Source organism: Actinomadura syzygii, assembly GCF_008085905.1.
Taxonomy (GTDB): domain Bacteria; phylum Actinomycetota; class Actinomycetes; order Streptosporangiales; family Streptosporangiaceae; genus Spirillospora; species Spirillospora syzygii.
This window is the reverse complement of record NZ_VSFF01000001.1, coordinates 314,387-334,605: the sequence shown is the minus strand read 5'-3', so window position 1 is coordinate 334,605 and position 20,219 is coordinate 314,387. Positions and strand designations below refer to the sequence as shown.

General features: G+C 72.8%; 20 protein-coding genes. 8 read left to right on the top strand and 12 right to left on the bottom strand.

From position 1 onward, the window contains the following. Positions 1 to 3: 3 nt before the first annotated feature. Complete coding sequence (locus FXF65_RS01740; RefSeq protein ID WP_148347792.1) at positions 4 to 750, bottom strand: SDR family oxidoreductase; 747 nt, start codon at positions 748 to 750, stop codon at positions 4 to 6. 221 nt (positions 751 to 971) lie between these two features. On the opposite strand from FXF65_RS01740, the gene FXF65_RS01735 reads away from it, so the two are divergent. Continuing rightward, positions 972 to 2,150: a low temperature requirement protein A gene (locus FXF65_RS01735; protein WP_148347790.1), complete on the top strand. Its 1,179-nt coding sequence runs from the start codon at positions 972 to 974 to the stop codon at positions 2,148 to 2,150. A gap of 71 nt (positions 2,151 to 2,221) precedes the next feature. Further along, complete coding sequence (locus FXF65_RS01730) at positions 2,222 to 2,725, top strand: DUF1269 domain-containing protein (protein WP_148347788.1); 504 nt, start codon at positions 2,222 to 2,224, stop codon at positions 2,723 to 2,725. Here the strand turns inward: FXF65_RS01730 and FXF65_RS01725 are convergent, their stop codons facing one another. The 3 genes from FXF65_RS01725 to FXF65_RS01715 are packed head-to-tail and all read right to left on the bottom strand — an operon-like array spanning position 2,726 to position 6,998. Then, a complete protein-coding gene (locus FXF65_RS01725; RefSeq protein WP_148347787.1) occupies positions 2,726 to 3,733 on the bottom strand; it encodes an LLM class flavin-dependent oxidoreductase in 1,008 nt (335 codons plus the stop codon). A 9-nt stretch (positions 3,734 to 3,742) separates the two neighbouring features. After that, positions 3,743 to 4,693, bottom strand: coding sequence for a PDR/VanB family oxidoreductase (locus FXF65_RS01720; protein WP_148347785.1), 951 nt, complete (start codon positions 4,691 to 4,693; stop codon positions 3,743 to 3,745). A 10-nt stretch (positions 4,694 to 4,703) separates the two neighbouring features. After that, a complete protein-coding gene (locus FXF65_RS01715) occupies positions 4,704 to 6,998 on the bottom strand; it encodes a CaiB/BaiF CoA-transferase family protein (RefSeq protein WP_222868315.1) in 2,295 nt (764 codons plus the stop codon). 137 nt (positions 6,999 to 7,135) lie between these two features. Here FXF65_RS01715 and FXF65_RS01710 point away from each other — a divergent pair, with 137 nt between their 5' ends. Together FXF65_RS01710 and FXF65_RS01705 are read left to right on the top strand one after the other, a co-directional pair. After that, complete coding sequence (locus tag FXF65_RS01710) at positions 7,136 to 7,684, top strand: FAS1-like dehydratase domain-containing protein (protein WP_222868314.1); 549 nt, start codon at positions 7,136 to 7,138, stop codon at positions 7,682 to 7,684. Beyond that, positions 7,674 to 8,081: a hotdog family protein gene (locus FXF65_RS01705; protein WP_148347781.1), complete on the top strand. Its 408-nt coding sequence runs from the start codon at positions 7,674 to 7,676 to the stop codon at positions 8,079 to 8,081. Before FXF65_RS01710 ends, FXF65_RS01705 begins: the two co-directional genes overlap by 11 nt. Positions 8,082 to 8,097: 16 nt before the next feature. Here the strand turns inward: FXF65_RS01705 and FXF65_RS01700 are convergent, their stop codons facing one another. From FXF65_RS01700 to FXF65_RS01680, 5 genes are all read right to left on the bottom strand, one after another. Continuing rightward, positions 8,098 to 8,907, bottom strand: a complete 810-nt coding sequence (locus FXF65_RS01700) for an IclR family transcriptional regulator (protein ID WP_222868313.1) — start codon at positions 8,905 to 8,907, stop codon at positions 8,098 to 8,100. Positions 8,908 to 8,973: 66 nt separating this feature from the next. After that, a complete protein-coding gene (locus FXF65_RS01695; protein WP_148347779.1) occupies positions 8,974 to 9,849 on the bottom strand; it encodes an alpha/beta fold hydrolase in 876 nt (291 codons plus the stop codon). Positions 9,850 to 9,851: 2 nt separating this feature from the next. Beyond that, positions 9,852 to 10,811 carry a DODA-type extradiol aromatic ring-opening family dioxygenase gene (locus FXF65_RS01690; protein ID WP_148347777.1) on the bottom strand — a complete coding sequence of 320 codons (960 nt, stop codon included), beginning with the start codon at positions 10,809 to 10,811 and terminating at the stop codon, positions 9,852 to 9,854. Further along, positions 10,808 to 12,157 carry a M20 family metallopeptidase gene (locus tag FXF65_RS01685; protein ID WP_222868312.1) on the bottom strand — a complete coding sequence of 450 codons (1,350 nt, stop codon included), beginning with the start codon at positions 12,155 to 12,157 and terminating at the stop codon, positions 10,808 to 10,810. The genes FXF65_RS01690 and FXF65_RS01685 overlap by 4 nt, the downstream gene beginning before the upstream one ends. Positions 12,158 to 12,287: 130 nt before the next feature. Further along, a complete protein-coding gene (locus FXF65_RS01680; RefSeq protein WP_148347775.1) occupies positions 12,288 to 13,490 on the bottom strand; it encodes an aromatic ring-hydroxylating dioxygenase subunit alpha in 1,203 nt (400 codons plus the stop codon). Between the two features lie 212 nt (positions 13,491 to 13,702). On the opposite strand from FXF65_RS01680, the gene FXF65_RS01675 reads away from it, so the two are divergent. Then, a complete protein-coding gene (locus tag FXF65_RS01675; RefSeq protein ID WP_148348324.1) occupies positions 13,703 to 14,662 on the top strand; it encodes a quinone oxidoreductase family protein in 960 nt (319 codons plus the stop codon). Between the two features lie 2 nt (positions 14,663 to 14,664). Here FXF65_RS01675 and FXF65_RS01670 read toward each other — a convergent pair whose 3' ends face one another. Both FXF65_RS01670 and FXF65_RS01665 read right to left on the bottom strand, forming a co-directional pair. Then, positions 14,665 to 15,069 carry a hotdog family protein gene (locus FXF65_RS01670; protein WP_148347773.1) on the bottom strand — a complete coding sequence of 135 codons (405 nt, stop codon included), beginning with the start codon at positions 15,067 to 15,069 and terminating at the stop codon, positions 14,665 to 14,667. Continuing rightward, positions 15,066 to 15,599, bottom strand: a complete 534-nt coding sequence (locus FXF65_RS01665) for an FAS1-like dehydratase domain-containing protein (RefSeq protein WP_222868311.1) — start codon at positions 15,597 to 15,599, stop codon at positions 15,066 to 15,068. Before FXF65_RS01665 ends, FXF65_RS01670 begins: the two co-directional genes overlap by 4 nt. A gap of 126 nt (positions 15,600 to 15,725) precedes the next feature. Between FXF65_RS01665 and FXF65_RS01660 the strand changes: the two genes are divergently transcribed. Next, positions 15,726 to 16,586: an alpha/beta fold hydrolase gene (locus tag FXF65_RS01660; RefSeq protein ID WP_148347771.1), complete on the top strand. Its 861-nt coding sequence runs from the start codon at positions 15,726 to 15,728 to the stop codon at positions 16,584 to 16,586. A gap of 64 nt (positions 16,587 to 16,650) precedes the next feature. Here the strand turns inward: FXF65_RS01660 and FXF65_RS01655 are convergent, their stop codons facing one another. After that, positions 16,651 to 18,057: an amidase gene (locus FXF65_RS01655; protein ID WP_148347769.1), complete on the bottom strand. Its 1,407-nt coding sequence runs from the start codon at positions 18,055 to 18,057 to the stop codon at positions 16,651 to 16,653. 241 nt (positions 18,058 to 18,298) lie between these two features. On the opposite strand from FXF65_RS01655, the gene FXF65_RS01650 reads away from it, so the two are divergent. Together FXF65_RS01650 and FXF65_RS01645 are read left to right on the top strand one after the other, a co-directional pair. Next, entirely contained in the window at positions 18,299 to 19,327 is a 1,029-nt protein-coding gene (locus FXF65_RS01650; protein WP_187412027.1) for an ABC transporter permease, read from the top strand. Continuing rightward, entirely contained in the window at positions 19,324 to 20,199 is an 876-nt protein-coding gene (locus tag FXF65_RS01645) for an ABC transporter permease (protein ID WP_148347765.1), read from the top strand. The genes FXF65_RS01650 and FXF65_RS01645 overlap by 4 nt, the downstream gene beginning before the upstream one ends. Positions 20,200 to 20,219 lie beyond the last annotated feature (20 nt).

Here is a 20,219-nt window from a genome sequence, read left to right as displayed (position 1 = left end):
GTCCTACTTGTTGGCGGCGAGCCAGTCGGCGTACTTGACCTCGGCGAGCGTCGCGCCCTCCACCGGCACGAGGTCGGGCTCGTTCAGCTCGGCGCCGAAGTAGCGCGCGTGCGGGTCGGTGACGACGTGCCGCTCGTCGCCCCAGGCGGTCAGCGCGGAGCGGAAGAAGTCGTCCATCTGGAACCGCTCCGGCCCGCCGATCTCGGCGTCCCCGTTCAGCGGCTCGCCCAGCGCGGCGCGTCCGACCGCCTTCGCGACCTCGTCGCCCGCGATCGGCTGGAACGCCACGGGCGGCATCCGCACCGCGTCGCCGTCGGTGGCGCCGTCCGCGATGGCGTGCGCGAACTCGAAGAACTGCGTCGCGTGGACGATCGAGTACGGGATCCCCGACTGCTTGATCAGCTCCTCCTGCGCGTTCTTCGCCGCGAAGTAGCCGATGTCGGGACGCCGTCCGGTGCCCACCACCGACAGCGCCACATGGTGGCCGACCCCGGCCTTCGCCTCCGCGGCGAGCAGGTTGCCGGTCGACCTCCGGAAGAAGTCCAGCACCGCCGCGTCCTCGAACGACGGCGAGTTCGACACGTCGATCACCACGTCCGCGCCCGCCACCGCGTCGGCCAGCCCCTCGCCGGTCAGGGTGTTCACCCCGGTGTTCGGCGAGGCGGCGACCGCCTCGTGGCCGCGCTCGCCGAGCCCCGCCACGAGCTTCGACCCGATGAGGCCGGTTCCGCCGATGACCACGATCTTCATTGGGAGCCCTCCGTTTCCGTTGAGGCGTTGGTTGCCCACTCGGTCGCCAGCTAAGACCGGGTAGAGAACCGCGCTGTGACAGGTTCGCCGAAAGTCTTTTGAAGTAATTGGCCCGGCATTGGCTGTCACAGATCGGGGGGCTGTCCGGTCTAGTCGACGGGACGGAGCGACGGGAGCGGGCCTTGCCACCGACGAGTACCCTGTGCCGGATCCGGGTCCGGATGAGCGCGCGTGCGATCGACGAGCCGCACCGCGCGTCGAGCCAGCTTGAGCTGCTGTTCGACCTCACCTTCGTGGTTGCGGTCGCGGCCGTCACGGCCCGGCTCGCCCACGACGTCGCCACCGGGAACGGGCTCTCTGGGCTCCTCCCCTTCCTCCAGGTGTTCTTCGCCGTGTGGTGGGCGTGGATGAACTTCACGTGGTTCGCGTCCGCGTACGACACCGACGACGTCGCCTACCGGCTGCTGACCATGGTGCAAATGGCCGGGGTATTGGTCATCGCCGCCGGTGTGCCCGCCGCGTTCGACCATTCCGACTTCCGCGCCGTCACGGCGGGCTATTTCGTCATGCGGGCCGCGCTCTTCGCCCAATGGGTGCGCGCCGGAATCGAGGACGCGGCGGGCCGCCCCACCGCGTTCCGCTACGCCGCCGGGATCGCCGTCCTGGAAGTCGGCTGGATCTCCAACCTCGTCGTCAACGAGACGGGCGCGCTGCCGTCGTCCGGACGGGTGCCGCTCTTCGCCGCGCTGGCCGTTCTCGAACTGGCGGTGCCGTGGTGGGCGGAGCGGGCCGCGCCCACCGCCTGGCACCCGCACCACATCGCCGAGCGCTACGGTCTTTTCACGATCATCCTGTTCGGGGAGAGCGTGCTCGCCGCGTCCCGGGGCGTCGCGGGGTCGCTGGAGGCGGCCGAGATCGGCGTGCCGCTCGTTGTCGTCGCGCTGTCCGGCCTCGTGCTGCTGTTCGCGCTCTGGTGGCTGTACTTCCTGGCCCCGGCCGGGCAGGGCCTCAGCGACCGGCGTGAACGCTCCTACGCCTGGGGATACGGCCATTACGGGATCTTCGCGGCGCTCGCCGCACTGGGCGCGGGGCTGGAGGCGGCGGTCGAGGCGGCCGGGCATGAGGTGCGCGCCTCGTCCCTCGCGATCTGCTACGCCGTCGCGGTCCCGGTGAGCGTGTTCGTCGTCCTGCTGTGGACGATCCACGCCCCCGTCGTCGCGGGCCGCGTCTACCGTCCGGCGGCGGTGCTCGGCTGCGTGGCCGCCGTCCTGCTGCTGCCGCTCGCCGCGCCGCGCGCCGGGACGGCCGCCGTCGTCGCCGGGATCGCCGCCGCCTGCGTTCTGACGGTCGTCGGCACCCTGGCCCAACGGAGAATTGACGAAGTCCGGTGGGAGACATGACGAAGACGGAGGTAAGTAACGCACGTGCACATTTCCTGCACACACCGGCAAAGCAGCTCACAGGGGGAACCATGAGCGATCTGATCGCCGTCGCCTACGACGACCTGCCCGCCGCCGAACGGGCCAGGGACAAGCTCGTCCAGTTGCAGAAGGAGCACGTCATCGAGCTGGCCGACCTCGTCATCGTCGAGCACCGCGAGGGCGGCAAGATCAAGCTCCACCAGGCCCGCAACCTCGCCGCGGGCGGCGCGCTCGGCGGCGCCGCGTGGGGCGGGCTGATCGGGCTCATCTTCTTCATGCCGCTGCTCGGCATGGCGATCGGCGGCGCGGCGGGCGCGGCCATGGGCGCCTCGTCCGACCTCGGGATCGACGACAGCTTCATGCGCAACCTGGGCGACCACCTGCCGCCCGGCGGCGCGGCGGTGTTCGTCCTCGCCGACAAGCGCAACCCGGACAAGGTCATCCCGGAGATGGCCCCGCTCGGCGGCCACATCATCCAGACGTCCCTGTCCGACGAGGAGGAGCAGCACCTCCGCGAGGCGGTCAAGACCGCCCGCGCCCCCCAGTACGCCTGATCAGCTCAGAGAGGGCAGGACGTCGCCGCCCACGGCCTCGATGAGGTCGTGCGGCGGGTCGTAGGAGCCGACGTGCTGGAGGAAGACGCCTGACGCGCCCGCCGCGAACGTCTCGCGGAGCCGCGCCGCGATCTCGTCGGCGGTGCCGATGAGGCAGAAGGCGTCGGCGAAGGCGAGGGCGTCGTCGTCGGAGATCCAGCGGCCCGCGACCTCGACGGCCCGGTCCCAGTCCTCCGCGTGGACGAGGTCGGGGTAGACCTCGTCCACGCGGGCGGGCACCGACACGTCGATCCCGGCGAGCGCGAGGAAGGGCGCCCCGCCGTTCTGCGCGATCGACGCGCAGATGGGCTTCAGTTTCCGGGCGGACGCGGCCACGTCGTCGGTGACCTCGCAGAACGCCGACACCGTCAGCGGGACGTCCGCCGTCCGCCCGGCCTCGCGCGCCCCCTCCCCGACCTGCTTCGCGGCGGCGGCGAGGGTGTCGGGGGAGACGCCGCTGAGCAGCACGACCCCGTCCGCCACCGCACCCGCCAGCCGCAGGTTGCGCGGCCCGCTCGCGGCCACCTGGATCGGGACGGACGGCGCCGGGTCCCGCAGCCGCGACCGCACCGGCCCGTAGTCCCACTCGTCGCCCGCGAGCAGCGCCCGCACCTGCGCGACGCCCGCCGCGAACTCCGCGCCGGTGCTCGCCCGCATCCCGACCGGCAGGACGGAGCTGTTCCCGACGCCGAGCCCGAGGGTGAAGCGGCCGGGCGCCAGCTCCGCGACCGTCCGCGCCGCCGACGCGACGACCGACGGGTGCCGGGTCGCGACGTTCGTCACGGCGGTCCCGAGCCCGATCCGCTCGGTGCGCAGGGCCGTCACCGACAGGACGGAGAAGACGTCCCGCCACAGCAGTTGCGAGTCGGGGAACCAGACCTCGTCGAAGCCGAGCCGCTCCGCCCGCGCCGCGACGGACGCGAGCCGGTCCGGACGGTCGCACGCGGGGATCCGGATGCCGACCTTCATGCCGTCTCCTTAAAGATCGAGGACGAGGCGTCCCGACAGGCAGCGGGAGACGCACGGCATCATCGTGCGCCCGGCCTCCCGCTCCGCGTCGGTCAGCAGTTCGTCGCGGTGGTCCGGGACCCCGGCGAGGACGGACGTCTCGCACGTCCCGCAGATGCCCTCGCCGCAGGCGGTCGGGACGGAGATCCCGGAGCGGTCCAGCGCGTCGACGACCGACTCGTCGGCGGCGACGTCCACGGTCAGGCCGGACCGCGCGCACTCCACCTGGAAGGCGGTGTCGTCGCCGTCCAGGGACGGGTCGCGGGGCGCGGCGGCGAAGCGCTCGACGTGCAGGCTGCCGTCCGGCCACGCGGCGCACCGCTGCTCGACCGCGGCGAGCAGGCCCTCGGGGCCGCAGCAGTAGACCGCCGTGTCCGGTTCGGGCGTGCCGAGCAGGGCGTCGAGGTCGGGACGTCCGCCGCCGTCCTCCGGGACGACGGTCACCGCGTCCCCGTACGGGACGAGTTCCCGCAGGAACGCCATCGACGTCCGGCTCCGCCCGCCGTACACGAGCCGCCAGGGGACGCCGTCCGCCGACGCCCGCGCCATCATCGGCAGCAGCGGCGTGATGCCGATGCCGCCCGCGAGGAACAGGTAGCGCGGCGCGTCCACCAGCGGGAACCGGTTGCGCGGCCCGCGCACCCGCACCACCTGGCCGGGCCGCAGCTCCTCGTGCACGTACGCGGATCCGCCCCGGCCGTCGGGCTGGTAGAGGATGCCGATCCGGTAGGTCGCGGTGTCGGCGGGCGTCCCCCACAGCGAGTACTGGCGGATCCATTTCCCGAGGTCGAGCTCCAGATGGGCGCCCGGCTCCCAGGGCGGCAGCGCCGCGCCGTCCGGCCGGGCCAGCACGACGGACAGGACCCCGTCCGCCTCCCAGGTCATCGACCGGACGAGCAGGTCGTGTTCGTTCTCTTCCATTGTGCGCGTCCTATTCCAGGACGCCGGCTGTGCGCAGGGCGTCCTGTTCGGCGGTGCTCAGGCCGAGCAGGTCCGTCAGCACCCCGGCGGTGTGTTCGCCGAGGCGCGGGGCGGGCGCGGTGACGCCGCCCGGGGCGCGGGCCATCCGGACGGGGAGGCCCTCGTGCAGGAACGTCCCGCTCGCGGGGTGGTCGAGCGGGCGGTAGAAGTCCCACGCGCGCAGGGCCTCGTCGTGTTCGACGAGCGTGCGGCCGTCGCGCACCGCGTACGCGGGGATCCCGTGGCGCTGGAGGGTCTCGGCCACCGACTCGGCGGGCCGGGACTTCGTCCAGGCGGAGAGGCGGCGCTCGATCTCGTCCTCGTGCTCCCGGCGTCCGGGCAGGGTCGTCCAGGACGGGTCGCCGGGCAGGCCGGTCGCGGCGAGGAGGCGGGCGAAGTCGTCGTCGTCGCGCGCCGCGATCGCCACCCACGTGTCGTCGCCGAGGCAGGGGAACACGCCGTGCGGGGACATGCGCGGGTGCCGGTTGCCGATCGGCTCGACGCGCTCGCCGAACCCGACGCGGGCGATCGCGTCCCCGAGGTGCGCGGCGGCGGTCTCCAGTTGCGCGAGGTCGACGTGCTGGCCCTCGCCGGTGCGGTCGCGGACGTCCAGCGCGGCGATCGCGGCGAGGGCGGCGTGGTGCCCGGCGATGATGTCGGCGAGGCCGTAGACGACGCCGACCGGCGGTTCGCCCGGCTCGCCGGTGAGGCCCGTCCAGCCGGACAGGGCGGACACAGCGTCGGCGTAGGAGACGTAGTCGCGCCACGGCCCGGTGTGCCCCATGCCGGACATGCTCACCACCACGATGTCCGGCCGCGCCGCGCGCAGCCGCTCGTAGCCGAGGCCGAGCCGGTCGAGGACGCCCGCCGCGAAGTTCTCCACGACCAGGTCGCAGTGCGCGGCGAGGCGCAGCGCGAGGTCGCGGCCCTCCTCGGTGCGGAGGTTGAGCGTGATGCTCTTCTTGTTGCGGTTGACGTTGTTGAAGTAGCCGCTGGTGTCCGGGTCGGCGTCCGCCGAGCGGGACAGGTGGAAGCCGGTCGAGAACCGGGTCGGGTCGGGCCGGTGCCGCGACTCGATCTTGATGACCTCGGCGCCGTGGTCGGCGAGGGTCTTCGTCGCGTACGGGCCCGCGAGGACCCAGGTCAGGTCGAGGACGCGCAGCCCGTCCAGCGCCCCGCGCGTGTTGCCGGACGCCGCGCGCCGCCGCCGCGCCGTGCCCTCGCGCGTCGGACGCGAGTCCGGCTCCGGCACCCGCAGCGGTTCCGGCGGTTCCGCGCCGCGCACCCGGGCGGCGAAGCCCACGTCCACGACGGGACCGGAGCCGGTGACGAGTTCGGCGAAGAACCCGCGGTCCTGGAGCTGCGCGTTCCCGGTCAGCTCGTCCGGACGCAGCACCGCGGCCCACGGGAGCCGGCGCGCCTGGCCCTCGTGGAAGAGCCGGTCGCGGTCCCGGTCCCGGACGATCTTCGCGAGCCGCTGGAAGATCTCCTCCCGGTGCACCACGCGGTAGTGGGCGTCCTGCCAGCGCTCGTCGGCGAGGTCGCCCGCGTCGCCGGTCTCGACGAGCCAGCCGAGCAGCGCGTCGAACATCCGGGGGCTGCCGCCGAGACCGCCCGCGATGACGCCGTCCGCCGTGGCGAACAGCGTGTGCGGGGCGAGCGGGTGCGTGCTCCCGGTGCGCGGCGGGACGCGGCCCGTGTGGATGTAGGTGATCGCGCCGAACTCCAGGCTCGCGGCGACCGACGCCTGCGCCGACACGACCACCCGCTGCCCACCGCCCGCGCGGACCGCGAGCAGCGCCGCGATCGCCGCGTTCACGCCCGCGAGCTGGACGGCCTGGTCGCCGTAGGGCCGCAGCGGCGGCCGGTCGGGGCGGCCGACCAGCGCGAGCATGCCGCCCGCCGCCGCGACGGTGAGGTCGGTCGCCTGCCAGCCGGACGCCGGACCGGCGTCGCCGTAGGGCGTCAGCACGATGTGCACGACGCCGGGACCGGCGGCCCGCACCAGGTCGGCGGCGATGTCGGCGGTGGACGGGTCGCCGAGGGTGCCGTCCAGGATCACGTCGCAGGACGGCGCGAGGGCCGCCGCGTCCGCCGCCGTCGCCGCCGACTTCCCGCCCGCGCGGTGGGCGAACCCGACCGGGTCGGCGCGGCGCTCCGGCGCGCCCCCGGCGGGCTCGACGATCGTGACGTCCGCGCCGAGGCCGACGAGCGTGCGCCCGGCGTCCGGGGCGGCGAAGTCGCCGATTTCCAGCACACGGATCACGGGGGGACCTCCTGCGGATGCTCGGTGGGCGGGTGCTGACGACGGTAAGGACCGGACGCCCGGCCACCAACCGGTGCGGTCCGGTGAGCAGGACGATCGCCTTACCGCCTCGTGCACGCCGTGGAAACGTCGGCCCCGTGACGAAGGACGACGAGCGCAACGCCGACACGCTCGACGAGGTGTGCGCGCGGGCCGAGAGCCTGGTGGGCGCGGTCGAGCGGGAGCGGCTGGGCGAGGTCACGGTCAGGGACGTCTGCCGGTACGCCGTCGCGGTCGGCGACGACGAGTACGCGGCCTCCGCCCGCGCCGACGAGGCCGCCGGACGCCCGGTCGTCGCGCCGCCGATGTTCCTGACCGGCATCCTGAGCTGGGCGGACGGCCCGCCGGAGGGCGAGCTGCGGCCGGACGGGCTCGCCGCGCGGGAGTCGCCGTGCACGGCGGGCCTGCCGGTCCGGCAGGTGCACGGCGGCCAGGCCGTCCGGCTGCTCGCGCCCGTCACGGCCGGGACGGTCGTGCACGCCGAGCGGCGGCTCACGAGTGCGTCGCGCAAACACGGCAAGGCCGGGGACTTCGTCGTCCTCGCCCTGCGCACGGACTACACGGACGCCGCTGGGACGCCCCTCGTGGTCATGGACGAATCGGTGATCGTGCTGGGAGACGACAGTGGAGACGGGCATGGCGGCTGAACCGGGCACGGTATGCCCGCCGATCGAGTACACCCCGACCCACCTGGCGCTCTTCCGGTTCAGCGCGGTGACCTGGAACTCGCACCGCATCCACTTCGACCAGGCGCACGCTCGCGCCGAGGGATTCCCCGACGTGGTCGTGCAGTCGACCCTGCACGGCGAGATGTTCGCGCGGACCGTGCTGAGCTTCGCCGGGCCAGGTGCCGTCCTGCGCCGGGTCGAGTGGCGCAACCGCGCGACCGCGTTCGCGGGCGTCCCGCTGACGTTCTCCGGACGGGTCACCGCCGTGACGGACGACGGCGACGGACACCTCGTCGAGTTCGACCTGACCGGGACGGCCGCCGACGGGACGGTGTGCGCGACCGGCACCGCTGAGGTGCGCGTCCCATCGCGCTGACCGTCCCGCCGGCGGCCTAGGAAGCGGACTGGAGCGAGCGGGAGATCCCGTTCGCCGCCGTCCGCAGGCCACCCGCGAACCGGCCGAGGTTCATCCGGAAGGTCGGCGCCGTGATCGACAGCGCGCCGACCAGCGCGTCCTCCTCGCCGAAGACCGGGACGGCCACGCTCATGTAGCCGAGCCGGGTCTCCTCGACCTCGACCGCGAGGCGTCCCGCGCGGGCCCGCTCGACCTGCTGGCGAAGCCGCCCCGGCTGCGTGACGGTCTTGCGGGTCAGCACGGTGAGCCCGTTGCGGAGCACTTCCTGAAGCAGTTCCGGAGGCGAGAAAGCGAGAATCACCTTTCCCGTCGCCGTGCAGTGCAGCGGCAGCCGTCCAGCGATGCGCGACTGCTTGTTCAGCCCGCGATGGACGACGAGCTTCTCCACATAAAGCACTTCCAGCCCGTCGTGAATCGCGAAATGGACGGTCTCCTGAGTGGCGAGCAGCAGGTCCTCCATGTACGGGTGGGCGGCCTCGCGCAGATTGCGCTGCCGCGGCACCCGCTGGCCGATCTCGAACAGCCGCAGGCCGAGCCGGTACCGGTTCCCGGCCCGTTCGAGCACGCCCCAGTCGAGCAGTTCCTGGGCGAGCCGGTGCACGCTGGCCTTCGTCACCCCGGACCGCCGGACCAGCTCGGCGAGCGAGAGCGCGTCGTCGTCGGCGGTGAACGCCTCGACGATGAGCCGCGTCTTGCCGATGACGGAGTTCATCGAGTCGACGTCCGCGGACTGCTCCGCGGCGGCGACGGCTGTCGATCCGGGACGGGCGAACGGAACCACTGCCATGACTCAGACCTCGCAGGGATTTCGGCGGCCATGGGAGCCTGGATGATGTAACAAATCACATTCTGCTTACTTTGGCAATGCTCTGACCTGGGCCTCCGCCAGGAACGCCAGGCTCAGCGGGTTGTAGCGGTCCGCCTGCTCGTGCTGCGGCCAGTGCCCGCAGCCGTTGAAGATCTCCAGCCGCGCGCCGGGGATCGCGTCGGTGATCGCCTGCGCCTCGGGCACGTCGCCGAACGGGTTCTTGTTGCCCCAGACGACCAGCGTCGGCGCCGTGATCCGGCCCATCCGCTCGGGCAGCAGCAGGTTCCGCTCGCGGACCTCGGTCTCCTGCAAGGCGAGCAGGTTCGGCAGGTTCTTCTGGAAGTCCGGACGGTGGTAGATCGCGTAGCGGACCTCGGTCAGCTCGTCGCCGAACTCCTCGTCCCAGTCGGCCCACAGGAGGCGCAGCCGGTCGCGGGTCAGCTCCACGTCCTCGTTCAGGGACGCGGCCGTCGTGGTCTTCTTGATGCGCTCCATCACGGGCGGGTTGACCTTGGTGCCGCCCATGCACAGCAGTTGCAGCGACGCGACCCGCTCCGGGTGCTCGCTCGCCAGCCACGCCGACACCCATCCGCCTAGCGACTCCCCGACCAGGTGGGCGCGCTCCGCGCCGACCGCGTCGAGGTAGGCGATCAGGTGCTCGACGTAGCGCGGGATCTCCTGCGGGACGTCCGGCTTCCCGGTGTACCCGTGGCCGAGCATGTCGATGGCGTGGCAGCGGTACTTGTCCGCGTGCGCCGGGAGGTTCCGGACGAACGCCTCAAGGTGCCCGCTGGTGCCGTGCAGGAAGACGACGTGCTCGCCGTCCTCGGGCCCGGCCTGCACGGCCCTCGTCCGCACGCCGCCCGCGTCGACGTAGGTGTGCCGGTAGTCGAGGTCCGACAGTGCGGTCCAGATGCTCATCGCTAAGCCTTTCCTTGTTCGCCTCGGGGGGCGGGGTCGATGACGGCGACGGCCATTCCGGTGAGCCAGTCGGGGATCGCCTCGTAGGCGAGGCGGCGGCCGGGCGCGTGCCCGAGCGCGGCGGCCATGACGAGCCAGGTGCGCAGTTCCTGGGCGCCGTTCCCGGCCGCCTTTTCGAGTTCCTCTGTCGTCTGGGCGGTGAGGCGGTGCGTCTCGCCCTTCTCGACCAGGTCGAGGAACTCCTCGTCGAATTCCGGGGTGATCGCGCTTTCGGCGGCCCGGACGATCTGGCGCCGCCGCGCGTCGTAGTCGCGCCAGTTGTTGCGGCCGTCGAGCCAGGCGCGGACCATGAACTCCTCGTCGTCGCCGTCCGGGCTCCGCCAGTCGGGCCAGGGCAGCCGGTGCGACAGGCCGCCGGAGGCGACGACGGCGACGCGCCTTCCGGCGGGGAACGCGGTGACGGCCTCCCGGATCGCGTGTCCGAGCGCCTCGCAGCGGGCGAGGGTCGGCAGCGGCGGTGCGAACACGTTCACCACGAGCGGGACGATCTCCACGTCCAGCCCGTCGAGCAGGTACTGGATCGCGTGCGACTGCCCGTGGTCGATCTGGAGCCGGGCCGAGAAGGCGACGTCGAAACGGCCGCCGCCGACGAGCTCGTCGGCGATGTGCCGGGCCAGTTCCACGTCCACCGGCTGCGGGCCCTCCGGCGTTCCGGACTCGCCGCTCGCGACGCATTCGCCGACGCCGATCGTGAAGCTCGGAATGAGGTCCAGCCAGAACCCGCGGAAATGGTTCGAGCCGACCAGGACGACGGTGTCCGGGCGCGCCGCCGCCAATTCGTCGCGGGCCGCGCGCAGGCCGTCGCGGAAACGCTCCGCCTCGTCCTTGTGGGTCGTCTCTTCCCAATGGGTGTTCATCAGCGTGCTGTGCGACGCTCCGACACCGAGCACGATCTCCGTCACAGTCCCACCTCGGCTCGGGTTCGGGTCAGGGTGTCGACGGCCGTGCGGATCAGATGGCGCGTGAGCCGTTCCATCCCCCGGACGTCGACCGTGTTCATCCCCATGGAGAAGTCGATGTCGAAAGGCGCGTCGGTCACCTTGGGCATGCCGATCCGCACGGTCGGGACGCCCCGCCCGCGCAGGATGTTGGCGTCCGTCGCGCCGCTGTTGCCGCGGATGACCTCGTGCGGGCGTCCCGCCATGGCCTCCCACGCGGCGATGGCGCTGCGACACACCCACGTGTCCGGGTCGGACGCGGTGCCCGGAATGGCGAGCACCATTTCAAAGGTGACCTCGGTTCCGGGAAGGTCGGCGCGGATCTTCTCGATCGCGGCGGCGAACTCGCGCTTGGCCTGCATCGGCGTGGTGCGCGGGCCGATCCGCAGGTCGACCAGCATCCGGCAGGCGGCGGGCGTGACCGCCGCCATCCGCGGCCAGCCGCCCTCCACCGAGGCGACGACGCCCTGCGGCGCGACCGTGCCCTCGGTGTGCCGCTCGGCGTACTCGGGGAACCAGGCTTCGAGCCGCTTCGCGACCTCGCCCGCGGCGGCGATCGCGTTGCGGTAGGGCAGGCGGTGCCGCGACCCGACGTAGGTGTGGACGCCGTGCACCGTCACCTCGAACCAGGCGAGGCCGACCTCCTCCCAGGAGACCGTCCAGCCGGGCTTGGCGATGACCGCGAAGTCGGTCCAGTGGCCCTGTTCGAGCAGGAACGAGCAGCCCGCGCCCTGACCGGTGTTGCGCCGGGCGTCCCCGGGCAGCGCGTTCGTCGGCATCCCGCCGGCGCCGAACGCGACGAGCAGGTCGCCGGTCAGCGGCACCCCGGCGCGGTGGATCGCCTCGGCGGCCATCAGCACGCAGGCCGCGTGGCCCTTCGGGTTGGACGCGCCGAGGCCCGTCACGAGGTCGCCGACGTCTCGCGCCTCGGCGCGCATGTCGGGACGCAGCTCCGGCCCGATCCACGGGACGTCCTCGTCCGCGTCGCCGGTGGTCAGGGTGTCGATCGGCGCGTACAGCATGAGGTCGGGGCCGGTGCCGTCGCCGGGCAGCCGGCCCCACGCGTTCGCCTGCCGGTCGTCGATCGGCTGCGCCGCCGCCGGGATCCCGGCGGCGGCGAGCGTGTCCGCGATGTGCCGGGCGAGCGGGCCCTCGCGGCCGGTGGGGCTCGGCACGTCCACCAGGCCCCGCACCAGCTCGCGGAGCCGGTCGGCGGTGACGTGCCGCCACGCCGCCGCGACCTGTTCGCGGCGGCCTCCGTCCAGCCCGTCCAGCCCGTCCGGCCCGGCGCGGCCGTCCGGAGCGGTCACGGGTCGATCCGGTGGACCTGGGTGTTGACGGTGCGGGCGAGCCGCCGCCAGAGCAGCGGCGCGGCCACCGCGAGGGCCGCTCCCGTGATCAGGGTGAGCAGGGGACGTCGCACGGGTCTCTCCTTGGATCTCATTTCGCGCCCGCCGCCGCCTTCTTCTTGGCGAACTCGTCCTGCGCGAGGCCGCGCCAGGCGGTGAGGGACACGTCGGGGCGGTAGAGCTTCTCCGGCGGGGCGTCGGTGACGTCGACCATCCAGGCGTCCTGGCCGGTGAACTGGCCGTGGAACAGCCAGCGGATCGCGCCCAGGTACTTGACGTAGAACCCGGCGGCCTTCCAGCCCTCGGTGAAGTTGATCATCACGCCGACGTACCGGTGGTTGTCGGCGTCCACCGGGACGTAGAACTCGTAGTGGATGAAGTTCGGGTAGACGATGCGCAGCACGCCCGGCATGGACAGCGACGCGAAACCCGGGAAGTCGCACTTCGCGATGACCGGGTTGATCTTCTTCGGCTTGCCGGTGTTGCCGATGTTGAAGGTCTCCTTCGGCGGCTGGAGCTTCCACCACCGCTTGTTCGACCAGCGTCCGACGCCGGGGAAGTCCGCGTCCCAGTGCACCTCCTCCTGGACGCGGTAGATCCACCGCCCGCCAGGCACGATCTTGGTGATGTTCCAGGTGGGCATCGGCTTGAACATCCGCCACATCGAGGTGCGGTGCAGGTATTTCGCGTGCCCCTCGTCGAAGCCGTTCTCGGCGGCGAAGCGCCAGTTCCCGGAACGCTCCTGCATACGGCCGCCCATGACGAACTGGTTCTCGACCAGTTCCTCGGGAAGCTGCGAGTCGATCGGGTGCGGCTCCTCGTTCGCGATGGGCACGAACACCCACACCATTCCGAGCCGTTCCTCGACCGGATAGGTCCGCACGGTGACCTTGCCGCAGATGCGCGATTCCGGCCCGTCGGTGATGACGGCGCACAACTGGCCGTCGTTCAGCCGGTACGTCCAGCCGTGGTACGGGCAGCTCAGCGTGCCCGGGAACTGCTGGTCGCCGAGCGACAGCGGGACGCCCCGGTGCGGACAGCGGTCGTGCAGCGCGTACGCCCGGCCGCCGTCCCTGACCAGCGCGATCTTCTCCCCGCAGACCTTGACGGCGAGCGGCTTCCCGGTCACGTGACTGGACCAGGTGACCGGGTACCAGTAGCCGCGGAAGCCCTCGGCGGCGGCGTCGTACTCGGGCCAGGCGGACCAGTCCTGCCGGCCCGGCCGCGCGAGCCCGCGCGCCCTGGGGCGGGCGCCGTCCCCGTCCTTCGGATCGGGCGAGTCTGAGCCGGTCATGTGCATCGTCCTTCCGGATGTCACGTTGAGCGATGCCGAGATGATTGGCCGCCGAAAACGGCTTGCCTATGGAAACGGACCGCTCAGCAAGACGCCGGAGGCCGGGCGGCGCGGACGGGCAGGCGGCGGGGCCGGACCGGCGGCCCGGCGGTCCGGTCAGCGGACCGCGCGCCATGCGGGCGCGCGGCGGCCGGACCTACGGTGAGGGCGTGATGACCACGGTGAACGCGTCCAGGGCGCTCGTGCTGACCGAGTTCGGATCGACGCCGCGCGTCGAGACCCGGCCGGTCCCGCCGCCCCGGGACGGGGAGACGCTCGTCCGGATCGGCGCCGCGCAGGTCGGGCACCTCGACCTCAACATCGTGGACGGCCGGTTCGGCATCCTGCCGACGCTGCCGTTCGTGCCCGGCACCGAGGCGTGCGGGACGGTCGTCGCGTCCGGCGTCCACCCGGTGGGCGCGCTCGTCCGGGTGCGCGGCGCCGGGCTCGGGATGCGCCGGGACGGCGGCTGGGCCGAGCACGCCGTCGTGCCGGACAAGGCGGTCGTCGCCGTCCCGGACGGCGTCGACCCGGCGCTGGCCTGCTGCTTCTTCTCGCCCGCCGCCACGGCGTGGGCCGCGCTGCACGACGTCGCCGCCGTCGAGGCGGGGGAGCGCGTCCTCGTGACCGGCGCGGCCGGTGCGGTCGGGTCGCTGGCCGTGCAGCTCGCGGTGCGGGCCGGGGCCGAGGTGATCGGCGTCGTCGGACGGCCCGGCAAGCTGGCGCACGTCCCGTCCGGGGCGCGGGCCGTCCTCGCCGCCGACCTGGCGGACCGCGACGCGCTCGGCGGCCCCGTCGACGCGCTGGTCGACACCGTGGGCGGGCCGGTGCTGGCGAACGGGCTCGGGCACGTCCGGCCGGGCGGCCGGGCCGCGCTTGTCGGGTACACCGCCGGTCGCGAGTTCACCGTCGACCTGGCCGACTTCCTGCTCGCGAACGTCTCGCTGCTGCCGGTCAACCTGATGGTGCGCGGCGGCGCGCTCGGCGAGGTCGGCGACCGGCTGCTGAAGGAGATCGCCGCCGGGGAGCTGAGCCTGCACGTCGAGCGGTACGAGATCGACCGGCTCGGGGAGGCCGTCGAGCGGCTGCGCACCGGCGCGGCCATCGGCAAGGTCGCCCTGACCATGCCCTGACCTCAGGGCCGTCGGGCGACGACGGCGTGGCCGCGGCAGCACACGGTGCCGTCGCCGCGCCGTTCCTCCAGGTCGAGGACGATCTCGTCCGGGCCGACCTCGCGGACGGTCCCGGTGACGGTCAGCCGGTCCCCGGCGCACGCGGGCGCGCGGTTCAGCCAGCCGACCGCGCGCACCGCGGCCGGGTCGCCGCCCGCGAACTCCGCCGCCGCGCGGTGGAACAGGCAGCCGTGCAACTGGGCCATCACGACCGGTCCGTCCAGCCCCTCGGAGCGGGCGAACTCGGCGTCGTAGTGGATCCGGTGCGCGTTCCGCGTCACCGCGCCGAACCGCAGCAACCGGATCGCGTCAGGCGCGGACCGCACGGGCGTCACGTCCTGCCCCGGGACGGGTGCGTGCTCGCTCAACGGACGATGAACCTTTCCGTGACCTCGACGAGCACGCCGCGTTCCGGCGTCCCGTACGTCTTCTCGACGGTCAGCAGGATGAAGCCCGCGCCCCGTCCCTTTCGCTCGACGGAGACGAGCGTCCGCCGGACCTCGATGTCGTCGCCTACGCGAACCGCGCACGACCAGCGAACGTCTTGGCCGCCGGCCATCAGGGAGACGTCCAGGCCGTCCGTGCCGGGCACCTCGTCGCGGTACATGCCGTCCGGGCGGAACTCCGCGTCGTCCGCGCCGGGCGCGCCGCGCAGCAGGCTGACGACGTACATCGGATGGACGACGAACTCCGGATGGTCCGGGTCGACGAGGCGCGGCGCGTCCTCCCCGGCGGCCCGCGCGAACTCGGCGGCGGCGCCCGCGCGCACGACGCCGAGCGACCGGCGCTCCACCCGTCCGACCAGGGCGCGGGCGCGCTTCTCGGCGAGGTCCACGCCCGTGTCCGCGCCCGTGTCCACGCCCGTGTCCAGGTCCGCGCGGGACGCCTCCGGTTCCACCTGCCACCTCCATTGGCTCGTCCGGAAACGCACCATACGCACGGGCCCGATCCGCGGTAAGGAGCGGGGACCGCTCAGCGGACCGCCGCACTTCCGGCGCCCGCGCCCGCCGGTGATGATCCGTGGATGGACACCAAGCCGGGCCCCGAGGGCCTTTACGCCGAAGCGGACGGCGTGAAATACCACTACACGAGAATGGGTTCGGGCGCCCCGACGATTTTCCTGCACGGCGGCGGTCCGGGCTGCACGGCCTGGACGGACTTCGGCGCCGTCGCGCCAATGTTCGCCCGCGACCGGGACTGCTTCCTGGTCGACATCCTCCAGTACGGCCGGTCGGAGAAATGCACCATCACCGGGCCGATGTGGGACTTCCACGCCGCGAAGACCATCGCGCTCATGGACACCCTGGAAATCGGCCGCGCCGACTTCGTGTGCAATTCCTGGGGCGGCACGATCGCGCTGAACCTTGCCGCGAAGTACCCGGAGCGGGTGCGGTCCCTGGTCGTCACGGGCAGCATGCCGGTGTTCTACGGGCCGCTCGCCCCGCTGCCGGAGGGCGGCCGCCGCGGCCGCAACGCCCGCGACGCCTACTACGGCGGAACGGGCCCGTCCTGGGAGAAGATGCGCGACCTGATCGCGCGGCTGGAGTGGTACGACGCCGAGGCACTCCCGGACGAGACCGTCACGCTGCGCTACGAGCAGAGCCTCGACCCCGAGGAGATGGCGCTCGCCGCGTCCTCGGACAACCCGCGCGGCGACTGGCAGGACCTCACCGAGGAACTCGGCCGCGTCATCGCGCCCGTCCTGTTCGCGTGGGGCATGTACGACGCGTTCCTCACGCCCGACTATCCGCTGATGCTGGCCCGCATGGTGCCGCGCGGACACCTCTACGTCATGGACTACTCCTCGCACCACTTGCAGGAGGAGCGTCCGCACGACTTCTACTCGGTCGTGACCGGCTTCCTGAACCAGCGCCACGACGACTGACCGAGCGGAACGCGGCGGGGACGGGCCGAGCCCGTCCCCGCCGCGTTCTGTTTTCGGGCCGTTCTCAGGAAAGGGCGGGACGGTCGACGATCTGGAAGCCGCCCGTCTCGCGCTCGATCGCGGCGCACGCGGCGAGCACCAGGTCCTCCCGCCAGCACTGCGCGATGACCTGCACCCCGACTGGCAGGCCGTCCTCGACCCCGGCCGGGACGGACGCCGACGGCAGCCCGGCGACGCTGTAGGTGTGGGTGTAGTTGAACCCCTCGTACCGGCCGTAGTCGGCGGGCGCGACGCCCTGCGGCGGCTCGCCGTGCCGGGGCGCGGGCCCCGCGGCGACCGGGGCGAGCACGACGTCGTAGCCGTCGATCCACCGCCGCACCCGTGACCGCAGGCCGAACATCCGGTCGAGGAGCGCGAAGTAGTCCCCGGCGGACGTCGAACTGCCGTGCCGGGGGTTGTCCAGCAGGTCGAGGAACTGCTCGGTGTGGTCGTCCGGCGCGTCCCCGACCAGGCCGCGGACGCCGTCGCCGCCGTCCGCTGCGAGCGCGGCGAAGAACAGCTCGGTCGCCTCGGTGACGGCGGGCGGCTCGACCTGGACGACCGCGGCCCCGGCCTTCTCCAGGATCCCGGCGGCGCGGCGGACGGCCGCGACGGTCGCGTCCGACGGGTGCGCGAGGCCGTCCTCGACGTACCAGCCGACGCGCAGGCCCGCGACGTCGACCGCCGACCAGTCGCGCAGCGGCACCGGATGCGCGAACGGGTCCCCGAGGTCGGGCCCGTGGATCACGTCGAGGAGCAGCGCGATGTCCGCCGTGGAGCGTCCCATCGGCCCGATGCAGGTGATGTCGAGGGTCGGGCCGGAGCGCTTGTCGGGCCAGCTCCCCGTCGCGGGGACGCGCCCCGTCGTGGGCCGCAGGCCGACGAGCCCGCAGTAGTGGCTCGGCACCCGGACGGAGCCGCCGCCGTCCGTGCCGACGCCGAGCGGGGACGCGTCCGCGCCGATGACCGACGCCTCCCCGCCGCTGGACCCGCCCGGCGTCCGCGCGGCGTCGAGGGGATGGTTCGTCCGCCCGTACACCTTGTTGTCGGTCTCGTAGGACGAGCCGAGCTCCGGCATGTTCGTCTTGCCGAGGATCACGCCCCCGGCCCGCTTGATCCGCTCGACGACCACCGCGTCCGTCGTCGGGACGTCCTTGCGGGCACGCGACCCGGCCCGGCAGGGCAGGGCCGCGACGTCCAGGCAGTCCTTGATCGTGACGGGCAGGCCGAGCAGCGGGCCGTCGTCGCCGCGGCTGCGGCGCTCGTCGGCGTCCCGCGCCGCCGTCCGGACGGCGTCCGCGTCGACCGCGACCACGGCGTTGAGGCGGGGGTTCGCGGCGCCGACGCGGGCGAGGTAGTGCTCGGCCAGCTCGGCCGCCGAGATCTCCCCCCGCCCCATGCGGGCCAGCCATTCCGTGGCCGTGGGCTGCATGCGTGAACTCCTTCCGCCGGTTCGGAGCATGGTCGCGCACGCGGCGGCGCCGGGGGAGCGCGGCGGTCCGCTGTCCGAACCGGCGCCGGCGCCCGGACCAGGACCGGCCCGTGATCAGCGGGTTCGCGGCGGCGAACCCGGTTCGGCCCGCGGTCCGCTCAGCGAGACGTGCGGGTGGCATCCGGAGTGTGACCTGAACAACCTTGCTGCCACTCGCAGGGGCAGGCGGCAGGAGGTTCGGATGAGCTCAGCGACACAGGTGCCTTCTCCGAAGGTGAGGCCACCGGAGGAGCGCGCCGCGCGTCGCTTCGCGCCGCCCCCGCTCGTCCTCTTCCTCGGGACGCGGCTGCTGCGCGGCGTCCTCGTGATGTTCCTGCTGTCGATCATCGCGTTCGGGCTCGTCCACATGCTGCCGGGCAACTCGGTGGACCTGCTCGCGGGCCCCTACAGCACCCCGGAGGTCCGCGCCCAGCTGACCCGCGACCTCGGCCTGGACGGCCCGCTCATCGAGCAGTACACGCACTGGCTCGGAAACGTCCTGCGCGGCGACTTCGGCATCTCCGTCTTCAACGGCCAGCCGGTCCGCACCCTGATCGCGGACCGGCTGCCGAACACGCTCGAACTCGCCATCGCCGCCACGATCGTCTCCATCGCGTGGGGCGTTCCGTTCGGGGCGATCGCGGCGATGAAGCGCGGCCGGTTCTTCGACCGGGTCGCGCGGAGCGCCACGTTCCTCGGGCTCGCGACGCCGGTCTTCGCGTTCGGCGTCGCGCTGGTGCTGTTCGCCTCGATGGTCATGCCGTCCTGGCCGACGCTCGGCTGGGTCCCGTTCACGGCGGACCCGGTGCGGAACGTCCAGGCGCTGGTCCTTCCGGCGCTGGCGCTCGGCCTGCCGCTCGGCTCGACGATCTGCCGGTACATGCGGGCGTCGATGCTGGAGGTCTACGAGCAGGACTACATGCGGACCGCGCTCGCGACCGGCTCCACCCGGCTCCAGGCGACCGTCCGGCACGGGCTGCGGAACGCGTCCGGGCCGGTCGTCACCATCGCGGGACTCCAGCTCGCGGGCATGGTCGGGCAGTCGATCCTGATCGAGAACGTCTTCGCGATCCCCGGCATCGGGCAGCTCACCGTCACCTCGATCCTGCAGAAGGACTACGCCGCCGCGCAGGCGTGCATCCTCCTGCTCGGCGGCGTCTTCGTCGTGATGAACCTCGTGGTCGACCTCTTCTATCCGCTGATCAACCCCAAGGTAGGTGGGCTGCGATGAGTGACATCGTCACGGTGGAGGACGTCCCGGCCTCCAAGGACGGACCCGCGAAGCGGTCGCTGCGGCCCGTGCTGCGCTCGCGTACCGGGATCATCGTCGGGGTGCTGATCCTGCTGGCCCTGGTCGGCATGTCCTACCTGGTCGGCGTGCTGCGCCCGTACTCGCCGACCGAGGTCGCGGGCGACCCGTTCACGGGGCTCGACGGCACGCACTGGATGGGCACCGACGACCTCGGCCGCGACTACTTCGTCCGGCTGTGCATCGCCGGGCGGACGTCCCTGTCGATCGCGGTGTTCGCCGCCCTGCTCTCCCTGGTCGTCGGGTCCATGATCGGGCTCGCCGCCGGACTCCAGGGCGGACGCCTGGACGCGCTGCTGATGGCCGGGGTCGACCTGCTGCTGTCGTTCCCGTCGATCCTGCTCGCGCTGGCCGCGATCACGGTCTTCTCGCCCACCCGCAAGACGCTGGTCATCGTCCTCGCGGTGGTGTCGATCCCGCAGTTCGCACGGGTGGTTCGGGCGCGCTGCCTGGAATTGCGGGAACGCGAGTTCATCCTTTCGGCCCGCATTTCCGGGGTGCGCGCCCCGGTCATCGCGGTCAAGCATCTCCTGCCCAATGTCTTTCCCCTGATGATGGTGCAGCTCGCCAATACGGCGGCGATCGTCATCCTGCTGGAATCGTCGCTGAGCTACCTCGGCCTCGGTGTGCAGCCGCCGACCCCGAGCTGGGGTCGGATGATCTTCGAATCGCAGAACTACATGGCCGACTCGCCCTGGCTTCCGCTGGGTCCGGCGGGTGCGCTGCTGCTCTCGTCCATCGGCTGGAGCCTGATCGGCGAGGGGTTCTCCGTCTCCCGCCGCTCGGTCGTCTGACCATTCTCACGAGGAAAAGG

Coding starts and splice junctions, on each gene's coding strand:
- FXF65_RS01740 (WP_148347792.1), bottom strand. CDS start 750: ATGAAGATCGTGGTCATCGGCGGAACCGGCCTCATCGGGTCGAAGCTC.
- FXF65_RS01735 (WP_148347790.1), top strand. CDS start 972: ATGAGCGCGCGTGCGATCGACGAGCCGCACCGCGCGTCGAGCCAGCTT.
- FXF65_RS01730 (WP_148347788.1), top strand. CDS start 2,222: ATGAGCGATCTGATCGCCGTCGCCTACGACGACCTGCCCGCCGCCGAA.
- FXF65_RS01725 (WP_148347787.1), bottom strand. CDS start 3,733: ATGAAGGTCGGCATCCGGATCCCCGCGTGCGACCGTCCGGACCGGCTC.
- FXF65_RS01720 (WP_148347785.1), bottom strand. CDS start 4,693: ATGGAAGAGAACGAACACGACCTGCTCGTCCGGTCGATGACCTGGGAG.
- FXF65_RS01705 (WP_148347781.1), top strand. CDS start 7,674: ATGGCGGCTGAACCGGGCACGGTATGCCCGCCGATCGAGTACACCCCG.
- FXF65_RS01700 (WP_222868313.1), bottom strand. CDS start 8,907: ATGGCAGTGGTTCCGTTCGCCCGTCCCGGATCGACAGCCGTCGCCGCC.
- FXF65_RS01695 (WP_148347779.1), bottom strand. CDS start 9,849: ATGAGCATCTGGACCGCACTGTCGGACCTCGACTACCGGCACACCTAC.
- FXF65_RS01680 (WP_148347775.1), bottom strand. CDS start 13,490: ATGACCGGCTCAGACTCGCCCGATCCGAAGGACGGGGACGGCGCCCGC.
- FXF65_RS01675 (WP_148348324.1), top strand. CDS start 13,703: ATGACCACGGTGAACGCGTCCAGGGCGCTCGTGCTGACCGAGTTCGGA.
- FXF65_RS01660 (WP_148347771.1), top strand. CDS start 15,726: ATGGACACCAAGCCGGGCCCCGAGGGCCTTTACGCCGAAGCGGACGGC.
- FXF65_RS01655 (WP_148347769.1), bottom strand. CDS start 18,057: ATGCAGCCCACGGCCACGGAATGGCTGGCCCGCATGGGGCGGGGGGAG.
- FXF65_RS01650 (WP_187412027.1), top strand. CDS start 18,299: ATGAGCTCAGCGACACAGGTGCCTTCTCCGAAGGTGAGGCCACCGGAG.
- FXF65_RS01645 (WP_148347765.1), top strand. CDS start 19,324: ATGAGTGACATCGTCACGGTGGAGGACGTCCCGGCCTCCAAGGACGGA.